The sequence below is a fragment of the Clostridium sp. YIM B02500 genome, assembly GCF_022324665.1.
Lineage (GTDB): Bacteria > Bacillota > Clostridia > Clostridiales > Clostridiaceae > Clostridium > Clostridium beijerinckii.
In genome coordinates this window covers 1-23,479 of sequence record NZ_JAKGTE010000051.1, presented here as the reverse complement: position 1 = coordinate 23,479, position 23,479 = coordinate 1, and the positions used below count along the sequence as shown (strand labels likewise).

Below are 23,479 nucleotides of genomic sequence, written 5' to 3'. Positions count from 1 at the left end.
ATTAATGAAAGATTTAAATTTTTTTAAACCTTACCAGGGAAAAAATAAGGAAAAGATAAATTCTAGAATATATATATATGGAGTAATGGTTATAGTAGCTCTTTTAATAGTAGGAACCTTTGGCGTTAATACTGTTAGAATAATCCTTTTGAATAGAAGTATAGATGATTATAATAAGAAATTATCTGATCCAGAAATACAAGAGCAGTTAAGAGAAGCAGACGATATAAACAAACAGATTACTACATTAAAGAAATATGATAGTGCACTTACTGATGTAGCAGTTTCCGTCAAGAATAGGGATAATGTATCAGATGTATTGCTAATGGATATAAGTTCAACTGTACCAAGTGAAGTTTCTTTTAAGAATTTAGATATATCAGATAACACTATTACTATAAAAGGTGTATCAACAAGCAGAAGCGCAGTTGCAGAGCTGAAACATAATTTGAGTTCGTTGCCTAAGATGCAAGATGTTTATGTAAATTCTATAGATAATTCGGGCGCGGTAGAAGGAGAATACTCTTTTGATATAAAATGCATGTTAAAGGATGTTGAATAATATGAAAATAAGTAATAGAGAAAAAGTAATGTTATATATCTTGGGTATTATAGTATTAGGTTTAGCGTACTATCAATTCGTTTATTCTTATGAAATTAATATTATACAGCAAAAAGTAAAGCAACAAAATGAGATTCAGCAGAAGTATACTACAGCGATAAATACGATAAATTCAATTGAATCTAAAAAGAGTGATGTGAAAATATTAAAAGCTAAAATAAGCGATGAATCACTACCGTTTTATCCAACTATAAGCGAGGAACATATAATATTAGAGTTAGATAATTTATTGAAAAGTAGTGGATTGGATGGAGGCATTAAATTTAATCCTATAATTTCTGATAGTGTGGAAACAGAAGATAAAAAGAGTAGTACTTTAGCAGAAAGTTCGTTACAAGGAATTGTAGATGAATATAATAATGAAGTTAATAATAAACAAAAAAGTAGTACTGAAAATAAAGAAGAATCTGAGAAAAGCAATGGGAATACAAGTAGTGTTGATAGCAAAAATTCTAGTAATAGTGATAAGATAAAGAGTTCGAGTAATTCTAATACTAATAATTCAAATTCAAGTAGTGGAAATAACTCAAGCTCAAGTAAGCCCAAAGGTCAGAAAAAAGATACAGTTCAATATCTTAAAGCAGAAGTTAATTTTAATGGAAGTTATGATAGTTTAAATACGTTATTAAAGACAATTGGAAGCAATGAAAAAAAGATAGTAGTAAATTCAATAAAAATAGATCAAGATACCTTAAGTTCGGTAAAGGGTACAATGAATCTTGAGATTTATGCAGTTCCAAAGATTGATGATGAACTAGAGGGATATTTAAAATGGAATTTAAATAATACTTATGGGAAAAGTGTACCATTTAGTACAGGAGCTGCTAGTGGTAACATAGAAGCTAACAAAGATACTAGTGATTTTGTAGCAACAGTAAAATCATCAACCTCTGATTTACCAACGATAATGTTAGGAAAGGTAAATGATGATTTAAAAACAACTTATGTTTATGCAGATAGTAATTCCATGGAAAATGTAGAGATTATACTAACTCAAGATGGCGATAAATATTATTACAAATATAAAACATCTAAAGGAACGTTCCCAATAAATTATGATGGGATTGGGGCAGAATTTGTGCCAACATCACAAAATATAATTTTAGATGTCAAAAGTGAAAATAGAATTACTTCAAATGATAAATCCGAAATTAAGTTAAAGGTAATGAATAAAACTGACAAACTGGTAAATGTTAATGTAACAGGAGATGATACTGCAGATCCACGGGTAAAAGTTGAAGGGGATGGAAGCAGTATAAGCGTTAATCAAAAGTAGGTGAGGACTTATAAAAAGGAATTTCCAAAAATGTGAGGGGTTTACGTTGCTAGAAGTAATAATAAGTATGGCCTTGATTGCAATAATTTCGGTTGGTGTATATAATGCTTATTTATTACTCATTAAACAAACTAAAGATGCGCAAGTGAAACAAACTGCAGCATTAAAAGGAAAGAATGTAATTGAAGAGATAAAAGTTGCAACAAAAAATGGAGAATTTCATATTTCAGAAGGTAAATTAAATGTAGGTAGTATAAACTTTGAAGAATTTGCAGGAGGTAGTGTAGCTGTTTACAAACGGTACTTAGATGAGAATTATAATGAGTGCAGTGAGAGTTTAAGTAAATATGTTGAAACAATTACTTTAAATAAAACTCAGGCTTCAATTGACGGTAAAAGCATAGAAGTTAAGTCAGCGGGGGGAATAGGGAATGCAGGGTCGTCAGGTGATAATGTAGAAACATTTGATTATAGTGTTTTTGTGGAGAATAATAATGGAAGTATAGAGATAGGCAGAGTGGATGATGAAAGTGGAGATCTAGGCACAAGCCCAGTGAAAATTAAATCTGATAAAGATATAAAACTTTTTGTCTATACAAGCTGGGATAATAGTAAAAAACAGAAAAAAATAATTATTAAAGATGAAGATGGTAAGCAACTTATAGGAAGAGTTTTCTCTAATATAGATGGCATTGAAGGAGAGAAAAAACAAATAAAATTTACTGTGAATTTTAAAGATTATGTATTAGATAAATCAAAGAACATACAGATAAATTTATATAATAAAGATGATGAACCTATAAATATATGCTTAGAAAAATCAAGTGATTTGAATGTAGATATTGAGACTCGTCAGGGAGAAGTGAATGTTTACAATAATAGATCAGAAGAGGAAACTCAAATTGGAGATTTACATGATATTAAAGTTCAAGTAGCTTATACAAATGGTGGGGATTTATTTACTGGATATTTTAACGAGAATGTAGATGTGGAAAATCCGTGAAAATAATTTACTACTAATATATTTAAAAAGGAATTGGGGGTGAAGAGGTGAAAAGGAAAAAATATGGTTCAAGTTATATAGTAGTTATAATTATATTTATGTTTGTATCCACAGTATCGATGGCTATGTTATCAATGATATCAGCAAATTATAAAGCTAGAGTTGTAGAAAGTAAGAGAGTTGAAAATTTATATAGTTCGGAATCAGGATTAGATGTTGCATATAATCTAATCGGAAAAACCTTTGATGCAGCTGCTCAGTATGGAAATTTAAGAGTTAAAAGATTACAAAGCTTAACTAAAGATAGTAATGATGATGAAACAAGTCCGTATAATCAAGATTTCATTGATTTGAAGATTGATATCGACTATTGGAAGGAATATAACAGTAATCATGATAAAGATGAAGATAAAAAGAGCCAGCAATTTATTGATAAAAAAATAGAGGAAGATAATGAAATGCTTGATGTTATTGTAAATCAAGAATTTAAAAGAGCTTTTAATAATTTCATATTAAAGTATGATGGAAAAGATTATGCTGATAAGGAAATTACACCTAATAAGTTAAAGGAATCAATAGTCAATAAGTCATATGTGAATGGGGTTAGAGACTTGAATGATAATGAATCAAGTTATGATATAGCAGAAATTCAATTCCCAGATAACAATAACCCACCGAATCTTTCTATAAATGATTCAGGTGGAATTAGATATGATAGAGGCAATGATTTAGATGTAAAGAGCATAAGTTTACAATCTAGTGGCAAACAATTAAGTCTAGATGTATATAATAAAGAAAAATATACAATAACGGTACAATCAGAATTTGAGAGTAAAGGGCAGAATACGAATGTTATTGGCAGGAATATGAGAACTGTTCAGGCTACATATACAATGTTTGTTCCTAATTATAATGATGTATACTTCACGAAAAGTACAGGAAACTTACAGGAGTATCCTGCCCTCGAAAATAGAGGAATTACGGTTGGGGGGAATATGGATATAGATAATTTGAGCAATCTGCAGGTTACAGGAGATGTATTTGTTAAGGGAGATAGAACAAAAATTTCTGGTGATTATGGGATAGTTTATAATAAATATAAAGGTGGAATAACATTAGAAAATGTTAAGAATTTTACTTTTGATAATGTTATGACTAATGAAACTTTTAATATTGGAAATAATGTTGGACAAGATAATGATAAACCAGCACAAATTACTAGTAACTTATATGCGAGAAATCTATATGCAGGAAATATAAATGGGAATCAATCAAGTTATTCTAATTTAAGTATCGGGAATTTAGTAGTAGACAATGATATAACATTGAAAGCAAATTCTACAAACATAAAAATTAATAATTTTTATGGAATTAATGAGAGAACTGTTAATGGTGAGGAAAGTGAAGAAAAGGATAAGAATTCTAGTTGTATAATAGTTAACGGAAATAGTAATTCTAAAGTTGATATTAAAAATAGTGCTTATATTATGGGTGTGGCATATATAGATACAAAAGATCAACCATACAAAACTGGTGAATCTCTTGCTTTTAAAGGAAATTATTCAGCTTATTCAGTTCCAGATCCAAACACTCCTAATGAAATATTTAGCTATCATGATCCACTTTATTTATTTGATGGAACAAATAGTAGCAATAGTAATTCAGGAAATGAGGTTGCTCAGAAAAGAGTACATTTTGAAGATTATTGGGATGGAAAGTTAAAGGAAGAGAATACAGGTGGAATTTCATTACCAAGTAATACTAAAGCTGTAGGGGCTATAATATATAAAGATTTATCAGGAAAATTTCAAGTCAAGAACGATGCTACAAATCTTATTAATGATAATGATATGGAAGATATTATAGATCCTAAAAGAGAGGAATATGCACAGAAAGTTTATAATATGGGATATCCTCAAAAGGATTATGACAAGTTAACAGAAAGTGAAAAAACATATTTGAAAAACCTGTATGATTTAAAGAGTACTTCTAAGCCTCAGTATACTATAGAAAATATAATGAAATTACCAGAAGATATTGATGAAAGTAACAGTTATAAGTACAGTGCAGAGAATGAAGCAAAGGAAATTAATGATAATGATGCAGAAAAAGCTATATTGACTAAAAAGAATATAGTTATTAGTGGAGATAATGCTTCTGAGAATTATGATGATACAGGTGATTATATATTTATTAATGCATCAAATAATAAAGAAATAGATGCATTAATAGGGACAGATGGTGATGTGACTATCGATGGAAATGTTAATTTTAGAGGATCTATCATAGCGAAAGGAAATTTGATAATCAAAGGAAAAAATAATGGGAATAGTACAAGTTTAATAACTTATGATCCAGAAATAATTGAAAGGATTCAATCACAGAATATTGAATTGTTTAATGATATATTTGGTGGAACGATTTACACCGGTGGAGGAGAAGAATCTGATAGCAGTAATGAAATATTAAATCCTAATTATGATATTAATAAGTTCTTGAATACTAAGCTTTGGAAGCTTGTTAAATAGAAAGGCGGATTTAGCATGAATAAGAGAAGAACGGGATTTACTCTTATAGAAATGATAATTGTATTGGCTTTGACTGTAATTATATTAGGAATTATGGGTTCTATATTTACTACAGGCAATAAGATCTTTTCTGATTCAGATGTTAAGTCTACCTTGCAAATAGGAGCACAAACGGTTCAGGAGAAAATAAGCAATATTGCTATGCAAGCCAATGAGGTAGAATCTGCTGATATTGTCAATGGGGAAGTCAAAAATTTGATGATTAAATCTTATGTCGAAGAAGATGATGGATCTGTTGAAGAAAGATACTGGACAATAACTATAAAGAATTCTTCTAATTATAAAAAGGATGGGAAGACTTTATCTATAATTGAATCTAAAGATAGCGATGGTTCGAATATTGAAAATGATCAGGAAGAAATAGTAAAAAATATTAAGAGTTTTACTATAAATTATGGTGGGGATATTAGTAAAGCTAATTCAATTGAATTTAGTATAGTGCTCAGTAAGAATCAAGGTACCAGTACTGTAGATTATCCAATTAATTTTGTGACTGAATTTAGAAATAGAGGATTAGAAAGCTAATAAATAAGCGTAAGATTGTTGGTTTTTAAAAAGGTTATACTGTCAGAGGGGAGGAAGAAGTTTGAAGTTGAAAGGTAATAAGAGAAAATTTTTGAAAAAAGTAAGTTTGATTATTAGTCTAATGTTAATATTAGTATCTATAAATAGCTCAGAATTTAGGGTAAAGGCAGATATTGCCTCTAAGCCTCAATTTACAGTAACAATAGATTCATATACACCTAAAAATCCAAAGTTAGGTGAGGAAATAACTATAAATGGTACAATACATCCGCAACCTTTTAAAATATCAATACCGCCAAAAGAAATTGTTTTGGTACTAGATTCTTCCGGTAGTATGGCTGATAATTATAAGCTTACTAATCTAAAAAAAGCTGCAACTGATTTCATTACAAAAATGTCAACTGTAAAAAATTTAAAAATTGCAATAGTGGACTTTGATACTCAGGCGACAATTATAAATAAATTAACTGATGTTTCTAGTTCTACAAACGTTACTGCGTTAAAAAGATCTATTAATAATTTAACCGCAGGAGGAGGGACTAATACTGGGGAAGGGTTAAGGCAGGCAGCTTATTTATTATCTAATAGTTCAGAGCAAAACCCTTTGGCAAGTAAAAATATAATATTCATGTCAGATGGAGAACCGACTTATTATAATTGGCAAACAGCTAATAGTGGCTGGATATGGGGGGATTATAATGGAACATACTATACGTATTACGATTGGTCTTTTAATCGTGTAAACTATGGCTTTGATAGCAACCATATGCCATCTGGTTATAGGACAGGTCCATATACAGGAAATTATACTGGTTACAAATATCAAGGGAGTTCGTATAGTAACTATTATACAGATATTACGCAATCGAATGTTGCTAGCAATGTAAGTCAAAGTGGAACTGGATATTCGGACACTGATGGTAAGTCATTAAACTATGCTAAGACAATGGGAGAAATAATTAAAGGAAAGGGATATAATGTATTCTCAATTGGCTATGGTTTGGATAGTGATGGAAATACTAAAATGCAACAAATTCATAGTTCGATGAGTACAAATAATTCAAATTTTTATGAAACTGATAGTGGGGCTATAGACGCCGTGTTTAGTAATATAGGGGATGATATAGCAGATAGTTATCCTATAACAAATGTAAATTTCAATTATGATCCTAATACAAATACTTCTATAGAGTCAATCAATGGGAATACTATAAGATTACCTGATTTTAATTATAAGGAAGTACCAGGAAGTAATGATGGAACCACAGTAACATATTCAGCGGATCCGGTTCCATTTACAATAAAAATTAAATCTAATGCATATGGCGACAATATATCTGTATTTGCAAATTCAACCGTTACTTTTCCTTGGCAAAGTTCTATAATATCAGCTAACGTACCGGTACAAAAAATATCAATAGAAGATAATCAACTTCCAGATATACATGCAATTTTGGAAAGTATAACACCTAATCCGGCAAATGCACTACAGGAAATAGAGATAAAATATAAAATTAATACAGATGCATTTGCTTATAACCTCAATGGTGGATCGGGTGGAATGATAACTAACGCTGTATTTGTTGTAGATTTATCTAGCAATATGAGTCAAGGAAATAGATGGGCACTTATGCAGAATTGGTTTACTAACATATTGCTTAATGATTCAAATAATGGAACGGATAATACATTGAAAGGGCAAAATATTAAATTTGGAGTTGTAGGATATAATGATTCAGTAAAGTACCCAGTTGACAATGGGACATATGATAGGCTTTTCAATAGAAATAATTCAAGTGAAAGAGAAACTTTAAGGCAATTGTTTCAAAATAATATAATGACACCACAATCATCAAATAATAGAAATATAAGACCAGCGTTAGAAAAAGCGGATGATTTGTTGGTGAATAAAGGAGATGCAAATGCTAATAAAGCAATAATCTTAGTGAATTCGGGAAATGTTACTTATAACCAATCCGATCTTGATGAAATAAAAAACAGAGGGTATAAAATAATTAGTATTGATATGAGTTGTAATCAAAATCAAAATACAACTTCGAATTTAAGTGACGTGCATAAAGGATTGTTGGGGCTTGATATAGATTATCTTAAGAGTAAAAATGATGGTGGGAATTTTAATTTTGGAAATATAGATATGCAAAATGTTGCTGATAGATTAAAAGCTGGTATAAGTGCTAAAACTTTAAGTATTAACGATGCTAAGCTGAATTTTGATTTAGGAAGTAATTTTGATGCAGTAGAAGATGGAGAATTAGGTGGAACTGGCAAGCTGAGAACTATAACTTTACCTAAAATTACTTATACTTATAATAGTCAGAGCTCTATGTGGGAGCAAACAAGCCCTCAACCGTTTGAGGTTACTTTTAAAGTCAAGTCTGTGGATGGAAAATATGGAACATTAGGTTTTGGGCCTCAGGATAATAATAATATTTCATATACAAACTTTGGTGGAACGATTACTAAGAAGAATATAGATACACCATCTATATATATAGGCGGAGTTAACAACCTGCAACATGGTTTATATAAGGGGATAGATTTAAGTAAGAATGAACCCGATATAGATGGAACAACAGAAACACTTGCAAAAGGAGCGACTGTAACCTTAGGAGCATATGCTAGCGGCGTTGCGAATGGTAATGCTATTACTCTTAAGATTGCTGATGGAATTAATATAGAGGGAGATATAAAAGTATATGAAGTTACCAATACAGGTTCAATAAATCAGATTGGAATTATGTCAGGTCAGAATGGAAATTACAGTTATAATGTATCGAATCTTTCAAACTCTAATGGAAAGATTCTAGTATTATATACCGAAAAGACTCCAGAAATTCAAGGAGATTATACAAATACCATAACTGTACAGTCTATCAGTAAGCCGGCTACAGTAAGGATAGAGGAGAGTCCTCTTCCAGATTTGTTCTGATATTAAATCATAAATATATAACGTGAAAATATTAAGTATAAGTTTTGATAAATTCAAGAATTTATTTTTAATTAAATCTTAATTTCCCTTTACTAAATAATAATGTATAATAACCATATGTTATAAATTAATTAATATGTCGAAACATATGGGAGGAAAAATATGAATACAGTTACTTATTTAATTGATATATTCTTGCATCTTGATAAATATCTAGGATTCATAATAAACAATTATGGATTTGAAACATACTTGCTACTATTTTTCATAATATTTTTGGAAACAGGATTAGTAGTAACTCCATTTTTACCGGGAGATTCGTTAATATTCGCTGCTGCCGCTTTTGCTGCTATGGGAATGCTTAATATATATGCATTATTAGGACTTCTAATGGTTGCAGCAATCTTAGGAGACACAGTTAATTATGAAATAGGAAGAATTTTTGGCGATAAACTTATTAATATTGCTGGCGGGAAACTTATTAAGAAAGAACACCTAGATAAAACTAACAAGTTTTATGAAAAGCATGGTGGAAAAACAATAATCTTTGCAAGATTTATCCCAATAGTCCGTACGCTAGCACCATTTGTAGCTGGAATAGGAAAGATGCAATATAGGCACTTTATTTCGTTTAATGCAATAGGCGGAATTCTATGGGTACTAGTAGTTTCAGCACTAGGATTTTTCTTTGGAAACATTCCAGTAGTTAAAAAGAACTTTGAATTTGTAATTATAGCAATCATATTTATTTCTATTGTACCAGTTATCGTTGAATTCTTAAGAAGCAAGATGAAAAAGACTAATCAAACAGTATAAAAAAAGCCTAATTAGGGAGTGGAAAGACTCTTTAATTAGGCTTTTAAATTAATATTTTATAGAAAAGAACATTATTTATAGTTATAGATTAATAATTACATATTAAAATCATACATTATCAGAAAGAAGGATATACTTTTGTGGAGTGTTGCATTGAGAATGTGGCTTTAGGAGTTTCTTCATTAGAACTTGTTCCATTGTTGCTTGTCCTTAGGAACTAAGGATCATGCAGGAATGGGTACAATTTCTAATGTTAGAAATCCAAAGTCATATTATCTAGCAACTGGAACAAAAGTGTATCCTTCTTTCGGTTATATCTATTTTCTAATTAAATGCGTTATATATTGCAGCAATTCCTTTTTCAAAATCATCATTTTCTATACCAACTAGTATGTTCATTTCACTAGAACCTTGGTCTATCATTCTAATGTTGATTTCAGCATTTGAAAGAGCTGTAAATATCTTAGCGGCAGTGCCCCTTTGTTTAGCCATTCCACGTCCAACAGTAGCAATCATAGCTAAATTTGGATGGATTTCTATACTGTCTGGGTTGCATGCTCTTTTAATTTCTTCCACAACAACATCCTTTTTGTTCTTCAATTGAGTGTCTTGAATTACAAAGCATACTGTATCTATTCCAGAAGGCATATTTTCGAATGAAATATTGTGCTGTTCAAGTATTGATAAGATTTTTCTACAGAAACCAAGCTCTGAATTCATTGATGCTTTAGATATTGAGATAACTGTGAAATCTTTTTTACCAGCTATACCTGTTACAGTTGTTGGTTTCATTGAGCCATCTGTATTTTTTACGATAAAAGTACCTTCGTCTTGAGGTTTGTTTGTATTTTTTATATTTATTGGAATTCCAACTTCTCTTACTGGGAATATTGCATCTTCATGTAATACAGAAGCACCCATATAGGAAAGTTCTCTAAGTTCTGAATAAGTTATTTTGCTTATTGGTTTTGGATTATCTATTATTCTAGGATCTGCCATTAAAAATCCTGAAACATCTGTCCAATTCTCATAAAGATCAGCATTGATGCTTGAAGCAACTAAAGCTCCTGTTACATCAGAACCACCTCTTGAGAATGTGATTATATTTCCGTCTTTATCTGCTCCATAAAAGCCAGGAATTACAGCCTTAGAAACTTTAGATAATTTATAATGAAGGGCTGAATCTGTTGCTTTAGAATCTAAGGAACCGTCGCTATTAAAAACCATAACGTCTTTAGCATCAACAAATTGAAAGCCAAGATAGTTAGCAAGTATTAATCCGTTTAAGTATTCACCTCTACTTGCAGCATAATCACTTGAAGCCCCTTCTTCAAGATCTTTTTTTATGATGTTCAAATGTTCTGTAATATTAAAGTCTAAATTTAAATCTTTAACTATATTACAATATCTATCTGTTATATGATTAAAAACATCATCAAAAGATATTCCAGTAGAAACATGGGCGTGGCAAAGATATAATAAATCAGTAATCTTTGAATCTTTAGAATTTCTTTTTCCAGGTGCAGATGGCACTACATATCTTCTTTCTGGATTTGAAAAGATTATTTCTTTAACTTTTTTAAATTGAGTTGCATCTGCTAGTGAACTTCCACCAAATTTTGTTACAATTGTGTTCATAATTATAGCCCCCATATATATGTATTTTTACATATAAGATTGTAGCAATTTATCTAAAAATGTTCAAGTTAATTATTAATAATGCTAAATGATTATTTTCTCTTGATCATTTGAGTATTATTTATAGAAAAGAACATATAATAAACTGCAAAGCAGATTAAGAAATGGATATAAGATAGAAGTATAGTATAGCAGGTACTGAGTTTTGCAATCATAAATCAAGTTATTTATTTCTTTGTCTGTGTAAAAACACATAGAATGCCTTTAAATAATTAATGAAGAAAATTCATTTAATATAATAAATTATATACACTACAAAAATAATTCTTCACCATAATTCTAAAAGTATTACAATAATTTTAGCCGTAACTGTGAATTGTGCATTACAGCGTATATATTTTATGAAAAAAACTTATCATATTTAATTATAGATACCACAATCATAAACTATACTTAGACTATGAAGTGTTTTCCAACCAGAAATGAGTAATATACTTTTGTGGAATGTTTCATTGGCAATTATGATGGATGTGATTCTTAATTAAAATTCCGAATCTATGATTTGGTCAATTGAAATTACTCAGTGAACGAAGTGAGTCGAGTTTCCTTTGAACTATTCCAAATGTGCTAGTTCAAAAAGTGAGAATCGAAAAGTGATGCTCCAAATTTTACATTTGGTAAGCAGAACTTTCTCTATGAGCATTTCATATTTCGTTCTTGGAACTTTCTCTCTGTGAGCGATTGTTCTTTGAGGCCAGCACTTTGGGTGCAACTTTATAGCCTTAGAGTCACCCATTATAATTACCTAGAAACTGGAACAAAAGTATATTATTTATTTCGGTGAGGTATACGCATAAGTTCAGATTAAAATTTAGAAATTTAATTGCAACATATATTATATGTAGAGAAAATAGTGAGTATTATTAATAACGTTTGACAGAGTAAATATTGATTTGTATAATGAAAATACCAAGTGAAACTTGATTATTTCTTGTTTTTAATTGAAATTCAACGTTGAATAAATTAAGAAAAACAATGTAGAAATAAAAAGTATGTTAACAATATGGTACTGGTAATTTAACATCTAAATATTTTAATTATCAGGAGTTATATAGATAAGCCAATTATAAGTTATATTTATACTATGAAATATATCCCAACTAGAAATGGGTAATATACTTTTGTGGAATGTTTCATTGGTAATTTTGATGGATGTGATTCTTTGGCTATAAGTTGTTCCAAATGTGCTAGTTCAGAGCTTCTTCTTTGAGGCTAGCACTTTGGGTGCAACTTTATAGCCTTAGAATCACCCATCAGAATTACATAGAAACTGGAACAAAAGTATGTTATTCATTTCGGTGAGACATATCCATAAGTTCAGGTCTTGGTTGGATATCTATATGTATTACAAATTTATATATACTTTGACAACGGAGTCATAGAATTAATAATTCAGATTGATTTCGTTTTTTTGTTATAAGTTATAAAATAATTTTCTGCAGAAGTTATTTTTTATATTTATCAATTTAATAAATATAAGCTTTAATTTTTAAAGAATATGGTATTAATTTCTTTAAAAATTAAAGTTTTTACCACAAAAATACTTACTTTTTTAAAAAATCTATTGATTTGTTAGAAACGGTGGTATATAATTTACTTATTAAATGAATTGAGCAAAGGCGTTCAATAGATGGTATACCGCTTCTATTGTGCGCCTTTTTTTAGAAAAAAAGGGGGTTTGTAAAATGGCAAAGTACACAAAGGAAGATATCATTAACTTAGTAAAGGAAAATGGAGTTAAATTTATAAGGCTTCAATTTACAGATATCTTTGGAACATTAAAAAACGTAGCAATTACAGACAGACAGTTAGAAAAAGCATTAAATAATGAATGTATGTTTGATGGATCATCTATTGATGGTTTCGTTAGAATTGAAGAATCTGACATGAATTTAAGACCGAACTTAGATAGTTTTGTAATTTTCCCATGGAGACCGCAACAAGGTAAGGTTGCAAGATTAATCTGTGACGTTTATAAACCAGATGGAAAGCCATTTGAAGGTGATCCAAGATATATCTTAAAGAAAGCTATAGCAGATGCAGCTGAACTTGGATATACAATGAATGTTGGACCTGAATGTGAATTTTTCTTATTTGAAACTGATGAAAATGGTAATGCAACAACAAACACTCAAGATAAAGGTGGGTACTTTGATTTAGCACCTACAGATTTAGGAGAAAATGCAAGACGTGACATGACTTTAGCATTAGAAGAAATGGGATTTGAGATTGAAGCATCTCACCATGAAGTTGCTGAAGGACAAAATGAAATTGACTTTAAATATGGTGATGCATTAACTACAGCTGATAGTATTATGACATTCAAGCTAGTTGTTAAGTCTATTGCACAAAGACACGGATTACATGCATCATTTATGCCAAAGCCAATTTTCGGAATTAATGGTTCAGGAATGCATGTTAATATGTCATTATTCAAGGATGGAAAGAATGTTTTTGTTGATGAAAATGATAAGAATGGCTTAAGTCCAATAGCTTATAACTTTATAGCAGGATTATTAAAGAATATCAAAGGTCTTGCAGCTGTTACTAACCCATTAGTTAATTCATACAAGAGATTAGTACCAGGATATGAAGCACCAGTTTATTTAGCTTGGTCTTGTAAAAATAGAACAGCATTGATAAGAGTACCAGCAGCTAGAGGCGCAGGGACTAGAGTTGAGCTTAGATGTCCAGATCCAAGTTCTAACCCATATTTAGTATTAGCAGCTCTATTACAAGCAGGATTAGATGGTATTAAAAACAATCTACAACCACCAGCAGAAGTTGAAGCAAATATTTTTGCTATGACTGATGAGGAAAGAAAAGCTAACGGAATTGATAACTTACCTAATAACTTATATGAAGCAGTTCAATTCATGAGAGAAAGTGAGTTAGCTAAGTCAGCTTTAGGAGAACATGTATACAATAATTATCTTGAAGGTAAAGCAGCTGAGTGGGATGATTATAGAACTAAAGTACATGACTGGGAATTAGAAAACTATCTTAATAGATATTAATTTAGTAATACCAATTATTATTAATTAAGGTGGGGATTGCAATGGCTCAAGATGGAAGAATTATTATAGCTTTAAGCAATATTGAGACAGCAAAAAAATTAAAGAGTTTACTAATGCAGGAAGGCTATGAAATCATAGCATTATGTGCTTCAGGAAATGAATTAATTAGATTAGTTATGCAACATTCCCCAGACCTAGTCTTAGTAGGATATAAATTCAAGGATATGAGTTTACTAGATGTTTATGAAACACTAGTAGATGTAACTAGTTTTTTAGCTATCGTAAATGAGCCTTATAAATCATTTATAGAAGAAGATACCGATATATATTGTATTGGTACTAAAATCTCTAATGTTCTCTTAACTAATGCTATAAATTTAATTTTTCAAAGCAAAAAGAGAATCAAGAAGCTGAGAGATCAAGTTGAAAAGTTAGAACATACTCTGGAAGATAGAAAGCTTATCGAAAAGGCTAAGGGTCAACTCATGAAAACTTCAGGACTTACGGAGAATGAAGCGTTTAGATATATGCAGAAGATAAGTATGGATTCTGGGAAAAGAATGAAAGATATTGCGAGTTTAATATTAAGTGAAAATGAATAACTTATAAAATGTAGCCAATACGCGAGTAATTATATTTCAAAAAAGGATGTATTTACTCGTTGTTTGCTACACATAAATGCAATATGATTGTTTTAAGGATAAATAGGTGCCTGATAGATAAATATTTAAGAAGGTACAAATGAATATATTATTATCTCAAGGGGGAATTTTAATGGAAAGAAATAATCCGAATGCACAGGGGTTATATAATCCATGTTTTGAACATGATGCTTGTGGAATTGGGACTATAGTAAACATTGATGGTGAGAAATCTCATGAAATATTATCAGATTGTTTAACTATCCTAGAAAAGCTAGAGCATAGAGGTGGTACAGGCGCTGATGAACATACAGGAGATGGAGCAGGAATATTATTTAATATACCACATAAGTTCTTTCAGGAAGAATTAAAATCAAAAGGTATGACTCTCGGAAACGAAGGGGATTACGCTGTTGCTATGGTATTTTTACCACAAGAAGAAAAGGCAAGAAAAGAAGCTATGAGCCTTTTTGAAGATATATCAAAGGAAGAAGGACTTGAACTAATTGGGTGGAGAGAAGTTCAAACAAACCCTTCAATACTTGGAAAAGCATCGCTAGAAGCAATGCCTGCAATAATGCAAGCTTTTGTAAGAAGACCAAATGGAATAAAACCAGGAAAAGATTTCGAAAGAAATTTATATATTGTTAGAAGAAATATAGAGAAAAGAGCAGGATGGATAAGTAAGTTCTTAAATGAAACTTTCTACATAGCGTCTTTTTCATCAAAGACAATAGTATATAAAGGAATGTTACTATCTACACAGCTTAGAGAATTTTATAAAGATTTAGAAGATGAAAGAGTTGAAACATCTTTGGCGTTAGTACATTCAAGATATAGTACTAATACATTCCCAAGTTGGGAAAGAGCTCATCCTAATAGATTTATGATTCACAATGGTGAAATTAATACACTTCGTGGAAATGTTAATAAGGTTTATTCTAGAGAAACAAATGTTAAATCTAGAGCACTTGGAAAAGATTTAAACAGAGTGTTACCTATCATAAATAAAGAAGGATCAGACTCTGCAATATTTGATAACAATTTAGAATTCTTATATATGAATGGAATGGATTTAACTAGAGCCATTATGATGGCAATTCCAGAACCATGGTATAAGAGTAAAACTATGAGTAAAGAAATGAAAGCTTTTTATGAATATAATGCTACACTAATGGAACCATGGGATGGTCCAGCAGCTATCGTATTTACAGATGGCGAAAAAGTTGGTGCAGTTTTAGATAGAAATGGTTTAAGACCATCAAGATATTATATAACTAAAGATAGAAGACTTATTCTTTCTTCAGAAGTTGGTGCATTAGATATACCAGCTGAAATTGTTGAAAAGAAAGATAGATTAATGCCAGGTAGAATGTTACTTGTAGATACAGTTAAGAAAGAAGTTATAGATGACGAAGAATTAAAGAATTCTTATGCTAATCAATATCCTTATGGAGAGTGGTTAAAAGAAAATCTGATTACTTTAGATAAAATGAATGAAAGTAAGAAGTTCAAGATTGAATATGATAAGGAAACTAGAAAGAAATTAGAAAAAGCTTTTGGATATACTTATGAGGAAGTAAAAACAACAATGCTTCCAATGGCTGAAACTGGAGCTGAACCATTAGCAGCTATGGGTGTAGACGTTCCTTTAGCAGTATTATCAAAGAATTCTCAACCGTTATTTAATTACTTCAAGCAGTTATTTGCACAAGTAACTAATCCTCCTATTGATGCTATTAGAGAAGAAATAGTTACAGCTTCTAATGTTTATCTTGGACCAGAAGGTAATATATTAGAAGATAAAGCATCAAATTGTGAGTTGATTAAACTTGATTCACCAATAATTAATGATGAAGAATTAGCTAAAATAAAGGCTTATAATAAAGGAAACTTAAAATCAAAAGTAATTGATATTGTATTTGATAAAGGTGGCTCTTTAGAGGAAGCATTAAATGAAACGTTTGAAAAAGCTCAAGATGCTTATGAAAAGGGATATACTATATTTATATTATCTGATAGAAATATAAGTGAGTCAAAAGTTCCTATTCCGTCATTACTTGCAGTATCAGCACTTCATCAATATTTGGTTAAAAAAGGAACAAGAACTTCAGTTGCTCTAATACTTGAAAGTGGAGAGCCTAGAGAGATTCACCATTTTGCTACATTGCTTGGATTTGGTGCTTCTGCTATAAATCCATATATGGCTTATGAAAGCTTAAGAGGATTAATTGAAGAAGGATTACTTGATTTAGAATATGATAAAGCTGTTTACAACTATAATAAAGCAGTGCTTAAAGGTATAATTAAAATACTTTCAAAAATGGGTATTTCAACAATACAATCTTATCAAGGAGCACAAATTTTTGAAGCTATAGGAATTGGAAAAGAAGTTATTGATAAATACTTTACTAATACTATAAGCAGAATCGATGGAATTGGACTCGCTGAAATTCAAAAAGAAGCAGAGATAAACCACAAAAATGGATTTAAAGAAAAAACTTATGCAGCAGACTTTTCGCTAGATTCTCCAGGATATGAAAAGCTTAGATCAGGAGAAGATAGTGGAGAAGAGCATTTATATAATCCACTAACTATTCATAAACTTCAAGAAGCTACTAAAACATCAAATTATGAATTATTTAAAGAATATACTTCTTTAATTGATGATGAAAAAGCTGAAATCACTTTAAGAGGATTATTAGAATTTAACTATAATTCTAAGGCAATTCCACTTGAAGAAGTTGAGCCAGTTTCAGAAATTGTTAAGAGATTTAAGACAGGAGCAATGTCTTATGGATCAATTTCTAAGGAAGCTCATGAAGCACTTGCTATTGCCATGAACAGAATTGGCGGTAAGTCTAACACTGGTGAAGGTGGAGAAGATAAGGATAGATGGACTAAAGATGCAAATGGGGATTCAAGAAGATCTTCAATAAAGCAAATTGCATCTGGTAGATTTGGAGTAACTTCAGAGTATTTAGTAAATGCAGATGAACTTCAAATAAAACTAGCACAAGGAGCAAAACCTGGTGAAGGTGGTCAATTACCTGGAACTAAGGTTTACCCATGGATTGCTAAAACTAGACATTCAACTACAGGGGTTGGTCTTATATCACCACCACCTCATCATGATATTTACTCAATAGAAGATTTAGCTCAATTAATATATGACTTAAAGAATTCAAACACTGGAGCTAGAGTATCTGTTAAGTTAGTTTCAGAATGTGGAGTTGGAACTGTTGCAGCTGGTGTTGCTAAAGGTGGAGCAGAAGTAATATTAATTTCAGGGTATGATGGAGGAACAGGTGCATCACCTAAAAACTCAATCAAAAATGCCGGACTTCCTTGGGAACTTGGACTAGCTGAAGCTCACCAAACATTACTTCTTAACGATTTAAGAGAAAGAGTTAGAGTTGAAGTAGATGGTAAACTTATGAGTGGACGTGATGTTGCTATAGCGGCCCTTCTTGGAGCAGAAGAATTTGGCTTTGCAACTGCACCATTAGTAACTTTGGGGTGTGTTATGATGAGAGTTTGTAATCTAGATACTTGTCCAGTTGGAGTTGCAACTCAAAATGAAGAGCTTAGAAAGAGATTTAAAGGAAAGCCAGAATATGTAGTTAACTTTATGTACTTTATAGCTCAAGAACTAAGAGAAATTATGGCAAGTCTTGGATTTAGAAATATTGATGAGATGGTTGGTAGAGTAGATAAACTTAAACAGAGAGAAAATATTCATGGCTGGAAAGCTAAGAATGTTGATTTAAGCTCAATACTTTACACTCCAGATAAGTATAAAGGAAAAGTTGTTAAGTTTGATGAAACTAAGAAATACGACTTTAAATTAGAAAGAGTGCTAGATCAAAAAGTATTCTTAAGCCAATTTAAAGACGCTATAGAAAAGAAAGAAAAAGTAAACTTTGAAATTGATATAACTAATACTGATAGAACACTTGGAACTATTCTTGGATCTGAAATAACAAGAGTAAATGGTTCAGATGGACTAACAGAAGATTCTATTACTATTAAGTGTAATGGAGCTGCAGGTCAAAGTTTTGGTTCATTCATTCCAAGTGGATTAACATTTGAGGTTGAAGGAGATGCTAATGATTACTTAGGTAAGGGATTATCAGGTGGTAAGATTATAGTATATCCTCCAAAGAAATCAACATTTGTAGCAGAAGATAATATCTTGATTGGAAATGTTGCTTTATATGGTGCAACTTCAGGAAAAGTATTTATAAATGGTATTGCAGGTGAAAGATTCTGCGTTAGAAATTCAGGAGCGACTGCTGTTGTTGAAGGAGTTGGAGCTCACGGATTAGAGTACATGACAGGTGGTAAGGTTGTTGTTTTAGGTAAAACAGGAATTAACTTTGCTGCTGGTATGAGTGGCGGAATTGCTTACATTTATGAAGAGGATCCAAACTTTAGAATAAACTTAAATGAAGAAATGATTCTATTAGAAGAGTTAAGCTTAGAAGATGAAGAAGAATTAAAGAACTTAATTGAAGAACATGTGAAAGTTACAGGCTCTCCTAAAGGAAATAAAATATTATACAACTTTGAGACAGAAAAATCTAAATTCCACAAAATAATTCCAAAGGATTATAAGAGAGTATTGGAAACTGTTGAAAAGCATAAGAATCTTGGATGTGATGAGGATGAAGCATTAATTAAAACTTTCCAAGAAATTAAAGGAAATTAGGAGGGTTAGAAAAATGGGTAAACCAACGGGATTTTTAGAGTATGATAGGGAAGTAGGTAAAAATAGAGAACCTAAAGAAAGAATAAAAGACTATAAAGAATTTCATTTAAGTCTTCCAGCAGAAAAGCAAAGTATTCAAGGTGCAAGGTGTATGGACTGTGGTGTTCCATTCTGCCAATCAGGAGTATTATTCTCAGGTATGGTATCTGGTTGTCCACTTCATAACCTAATTCCTGAATGGAATGACTTAGTGTATAGAGGAAAATGGGATTTAGCTTATGAAAGATTAGATAAGACTAATCCATTCCCAGAATTTACAGGAAGAGTATGTCCAGCTCCATGTGAAGCTGGATGTACAGCAGGATTAAATGGGCCTTCAGTTGCTATAAAGGAAAATGAAAGAGCTATAATTGATACTGCTTTTAAAAATGGAATAGTTAAAGCTAATCCTCCAGCTAAGAGAACTGGAAAAAAAGTTGCTGTAATAGGATCAGGTCCAGCAGGACTTGCAGCAGCAGATACATTAAATAAATGTGGTCATAAAGTTACTGTTTTTGAAAGAAGTGACAGACCAGGTGGATTATTAATGTATGGTATTCCAAATATGAAGCTTGATAAAGAAGTTATATTAAGAAGAATAAATCTTATGGCTGAGGAAGGTATTAGATTTGTAACTAACGCTAATATTGGTGAAAATTATGATGCAAATGAAATATTAGATGAATATGATGCAGTAGTACTTGCAACTGGTGCATCTGAGCCTAGAGATCTTGTAGCAAAAGGTAGAGATGGAGTTAAAGGCGTACATTTTGCAGTAGATTTCTTAAAAGCTAATACAAAAAGTCTTCTAGACTCAAATCATGATGATAATAATTATATTTCGGCAAAAGATAAAAATGTAATTGTAATTGGTGGTGGAGATACAGGAACAGACTGTGTTGGAACTTCACTTAGACATGGATGTAAATCATTAGTTCAATTTGAAATAATGGGTGAACCTCTTAAAGAAAGAGGAGCTAATAATCCATGGCCAGAGTGGCCTAAAGTTCTTAAGGTTGATTATGGCCAAGAAGAATTTATAGACCTTTATGGTAAGGATCCAAGAGAATATTTAACTACAGTTACAGGTCTTAATACAGATAAAGATGGAAATCTTGAAAGTGTTGATACTGTAAAAGTTGAATGGAAGAAAGACGAAAATGGAAGATTTGGTCCAGTGCCAGTTGAAGGATCAGAAAAAACTTATCAAGCTGAACTTGTATTGCTTGCAATGGGCTTCACAGGTTCACAAAATTACATTAAAGAAGCTTTTGGTGTTGAATCAGATGTAAGAAGTAACATAAAAGCAAATGAAAAAGATTTTAAAACTAATGTACACAAAGTATTTTCAACAGGTGATGCTAGACGTGGACAATCATTAGTTGTTACAGCTATAAATGAAGGAATAAGAGCAGGAATATCTGTTAATGAATTCTTAAGAAAATAGCATATTGAAATGGAAGTGATATTCTAAGTATTTAGAGGTATCACTTCTATTTTTTTAGGTAAAATTAGAATCTCAATTTAGAAATACTAGATAACAATAAGCAAGTACTTGGATTCTATGAAGAATATTTTATAACCAACATGTTTATAGATGGTATATATATTGCAAAAATAATCCTTCATGATAATTATAAAAATATTTCAAGAGTCTTAGTCGTAATTGTGAAATATGCATTGTGCATTGTGAACTGTGAATTGTGAATCGAAATATATATTGGGAAAGTAACGCCACACTCAGTATAGATTCGCATGAAATATATATGTTTAATTAATAATTAAGAATATTTTCATGAATTTATATTAACTAGATATATATAATATAGAGGTGAATATTTTTTATTCTCTAGGAATTTATATTGAAGATAAATCTGCGGACATTATGCCAATTGAGGGGATAAATTATGGAAAAGGGTTGATTTAGAGATATATGTTTTAAAAGAGAATAAAATTGTAAAGAGAAATTGATTGGAGGATGTTAATGAGAATTTTTAGTAATGATCGTAAGCAAGTAAGATCTGGTTGGAAGATAATACTTGTTTTCGTATGTTTCTTTGTATCTACAACTATAATGTCGGTTGTCTTCAGTAATATATATAGTGCATTTGTTTTTATGACTAATCCAGCATTGCTGTCAAAGCAAGATGAGGGTATAGGTTATATTACTGAGCAGCTCTTAAGTATGTCTTCTTTTCCAGGCGCATTTTTGAATTTGATACAATGCATACTAATGATATTCTTTGTAGTTTTATTCTGGAAAGTTCTAGATAGAAAAAAAGTGAAAGATATTGGATTAATTAATATAAGAAAAGGATGGAAAGATTTATTTTATGGCTTATTATTTGGCGCAATATCATTTACTATAGTTGCAATTATATTATTATGTACTAAATCAGTTGAACTAGTGAATAGTTTTAATAGTCCAAACTTTTCAAGAACATTATTTTTACAGCTTATTGTTTTTATATTTGTTGGGATTAATGAAGAACTTTTTGCTAGAGGGTATTGCATGACTGTTTTGAAACAAACTAAAATAGCATGGATTCCTATTTTAGGATCATCCATAATTTTTTCACTAATGCATTCATTAAATCATGGAATCAGTTTACTTGCATACGTGAATTTGTTTTTATTCGGAATTTTTATGGGATATTTATTCATAAAGACTAAAAATATATGGATGTGCATAGGGTATCATATAACTTGGAATTATTTTCAGGGAGACATTTTTGGATTTTTGGTAAGTGGTAATGTTACAGATTCTATATATACCATAAGAACTATTAATTCAAATATAATTAATGGGGGAAGCTTTGGACCAGAAGGAGGAATAGTTGTTACAGCATTGCTTATAGTAACAATTTTAATGACATATAAATTCATACATTATAGAGCATAAAATGCATAAAAAATCTACACATATGAAAAGAGTGCGAAGCACAATACGGAACTTAAAAAATGAAAAGAGTGCGAAGCACAATACGGAACTTAACCAAAGTCGACTGCGATTTTGTTATGTACGTTGTAAATTTTATATTCATAAGGTATACTTAAGATATGCTTTTAACTAAATGAGAAACTAAGTAATATAGAGGTTGAGTGTAATGAACAGAGAATTTAAAAGATACATGTATATTATAGGAACAATTTGTATAATATTTTTAGTAGGATCATTAATTCTACACATTCTTCCATGGCTTCTGATAGCAGGAGTAATAATATATATTGTTATGAAGATAGTGGGATTTTTTAGAGAAAAAAAGAGAAAGAAGAATTTAAATAACTATTATAATAATGATAGAGATAAGGAAGTCTACAACGCTCCTGTAGATGACTATACAACTGGAGAAATCATTGATGTTGAATATGAAGATGTAGACAAAAAAGAAAAATAATATTTTTATATTAAAGCTCAGTTTTTGGTAACTGAGCTTTTTTGCTGTCTAAATAATTATGCATAAATTAGTTAGAAAATTATAAATTTTATGAAAAAATTTGTTAGAACCCTTTATATATTTCTTTTTGGTACTGTATAAGTGTAAGTGTAAACCATAAATAAATGGTTATACATTTGCACTTATTTTTATTTA

14 protein-coding genes are annotated in these 23,479 nt (G+C 30.6%); 13 read left to right on the top strand and 1 reads right to left on the bottom strand.

Translation table 11 applies throughout. The features are described 5' to 3' along the window. The first annotated feature begins 4 nt into the window (after positions 1-4). The 7 genes from L1S46_RS24785 to L1S46_RS24755 all read left to right on the top strand — a co-directional run bounded on the left by L1S46_RS24785 (position 5) and on the right by L1S46_RS24755 (position 9,780). Positions 5-562 carry a PilN domain-containing protein gene (locus tag L1S46_RS24785; RefSeq protein WP_171772502.1) on the top strand — a complete coding sequence of 186 codons (558 nt, stop codon included), beginning with the start codon at positions 5-7 and terminating at the stop codon, positions 560-562. 1 nt (position 563) lies between these two features. Continuing rightward, positions 564-1,898, top strand: a complete 1,335-nt coding sequence (locus tag L1S46_RS24780; protein WP_238901258.1) for a pilus assembly protein PilO — start codon at positions 564-566, stop codon at positions 1,896-1,898. A 10-nt stretch (positions 1,899-1,908) separates the two neighbouring features. Beyond that, positions 1,909-2,901 carry a type II secretion system protein gene (locus tag L1S46_RS24775; RefSeq protein ID WP_343217289.1) on the top strand — a complete coding sequence of 331 codons (993 nt, stop codon included), beginning with the start codon at positions 1,909-1,911 and terminating at the stop codon, positions 2,899-2,901. A 47-nt stretch (positions 2,902-2,948) separates the two neighbouring features. Beyond that, a complete protein-coding gene (locus tag L1S46_RS24770; RefSeq protein WP_238901256.1) occupies positions 2,949-5,429 on the top strand; it encodes a hypothetical protein in 2,481 nt (826 codons plus the stop codon). A gap of 15 nt (positions 5,430-5,444) precedes the next feature. Further along, the gene (locus L1S46_RS24765) at positions 5,445-6,014 is read left to right on the top strand and encodes a prepilin-type N-terminal cleavage/methylation domain-containing protein (protein WP_238901255.1); all 570 of its coding nucleotides are present in this window, start codon (positions 5,445-5,447) and stop codon (positions 6,012-6,014) included. Between the two features lie 61 nt (positions 6,015-6,075). Next, positions 6,076-8,964 carry a VWA domain-containing protein gene (locus L1S46_RS24760; protein ID WP_238901254.1) on the top strand — a complete coding sequence of 963 codons (2,889 nt, stop codon included), beginning with the start codon at positions 6,076-6,078 and terminating at the stop codon, positions 8,962-8,964. Between the two features lie 162 nt (positions 8,965-9,126). Next, on the top strand, positions 9,127-9,780 hold the full coding sequence (locus tag L1S46_RS24755; protein ID WP_039769507.1) for a DedA family protein: 654 nt from the start codon (positions 9,127-9,129) through the stop codon (positions 9,778-9,780). Positions 9,781-10,104: 324 nt separating this feature from the next. Here L1S46_RS24755 and L1S46_RS24750 read toward each other — a convergent pair whose 3' ends face one another. Next, positions 10,105-11,418 carry an aspartate kinase gene (locus L1S46_RS24750; protein ID WP_077831074.1) on the bottom strand — a complete coding sequence of 438 codons (1,314 nt, stop codon included), beginning with the start codon at positions 11,416-11,418 and terminating at the stop codon, positions 10,105-10,107. 1,745 nt (positions 11,419-13,163) lie between these two features. On the opposite strand from L1S46_RS24750, the gene glnA reads away from it, so the two are divergent. From glnA to L1S46_RS24720, 6 genes are all read left to right on the top strand, one after another. Beyond that, positions 13,164-14,495 carry a type I glutamate--ammonia ligase gene (gene glnA, locus L1S46_RS24745; RefSeq protein WP_041899351.1) on the top strand — a complete coding sequence of 444 codons (1,332 nt, stop codon included), beginning with the start codon at positions 13,164-13,166 and terminating at the stop codon, positions 14,493-14,495. 41 nt (positions 14,496-14,536) lie between these two features. Beyond that, positions 14,537-15,097, top strand: a complete 561-nt coding sequence (locus tag L1S46_RS24740) for an ANTAR domain-containing protein (protein ID WP_012060362.1) — start codon at positions 14,537-14,539, stop codon at positions 15,095-15,097. A 172-nt stretch (positions 15,098-15,269) separates the two neighbouring features. Then, positions 15,270-19,847 carry a glutamate synthase large subunit gene (gene gltB / locus L1S46_RS24735; RefSeq protein WP_238901253.1) on the top strand — a complete coding sequence of 1,526 codons (4,578 nt, stop codon included), beginning with the start codon at positions 15,270-15,272 and terminating at the stop codon, positions 19,845-19,847. A 13-nt stretch (positions 19,848-19,860) separates the two neighbouring features. After that, entirely contained in the window at positions 19,861-21,333 is a 1,473-nt protein-coding gene (locus L1S46_RS24730; RefSeq protein WP_238901252.1) for a glutamate synthase subunit beta, read from the top strand. 537 nt (positions 21,334-21,870) lie between these two features. Then, positions 21,871-22,788, top strand: a complete 918-nt coding sequence (locus L1S46_RS24725) for a type II CAAX endopeptidase family protein (protein ID WP_238901251.1) — start codon at positions 21,871-21,873, stop codon at positions 22,786-22,788. Between the two features lie 205 nt (positions 22,789-22,993). Next, a complete protein-coding gene (locus tag L1S46_RS24720; protein WP_238901250.1) occupies positions 22,994-23,284 on the top strand; it encodes a hypothetical protein in 291 nt (96 codons plus the stop codon). The last annotated feature ends 195 nt before the right edge of the window (positions 23,285-23,479 follow it).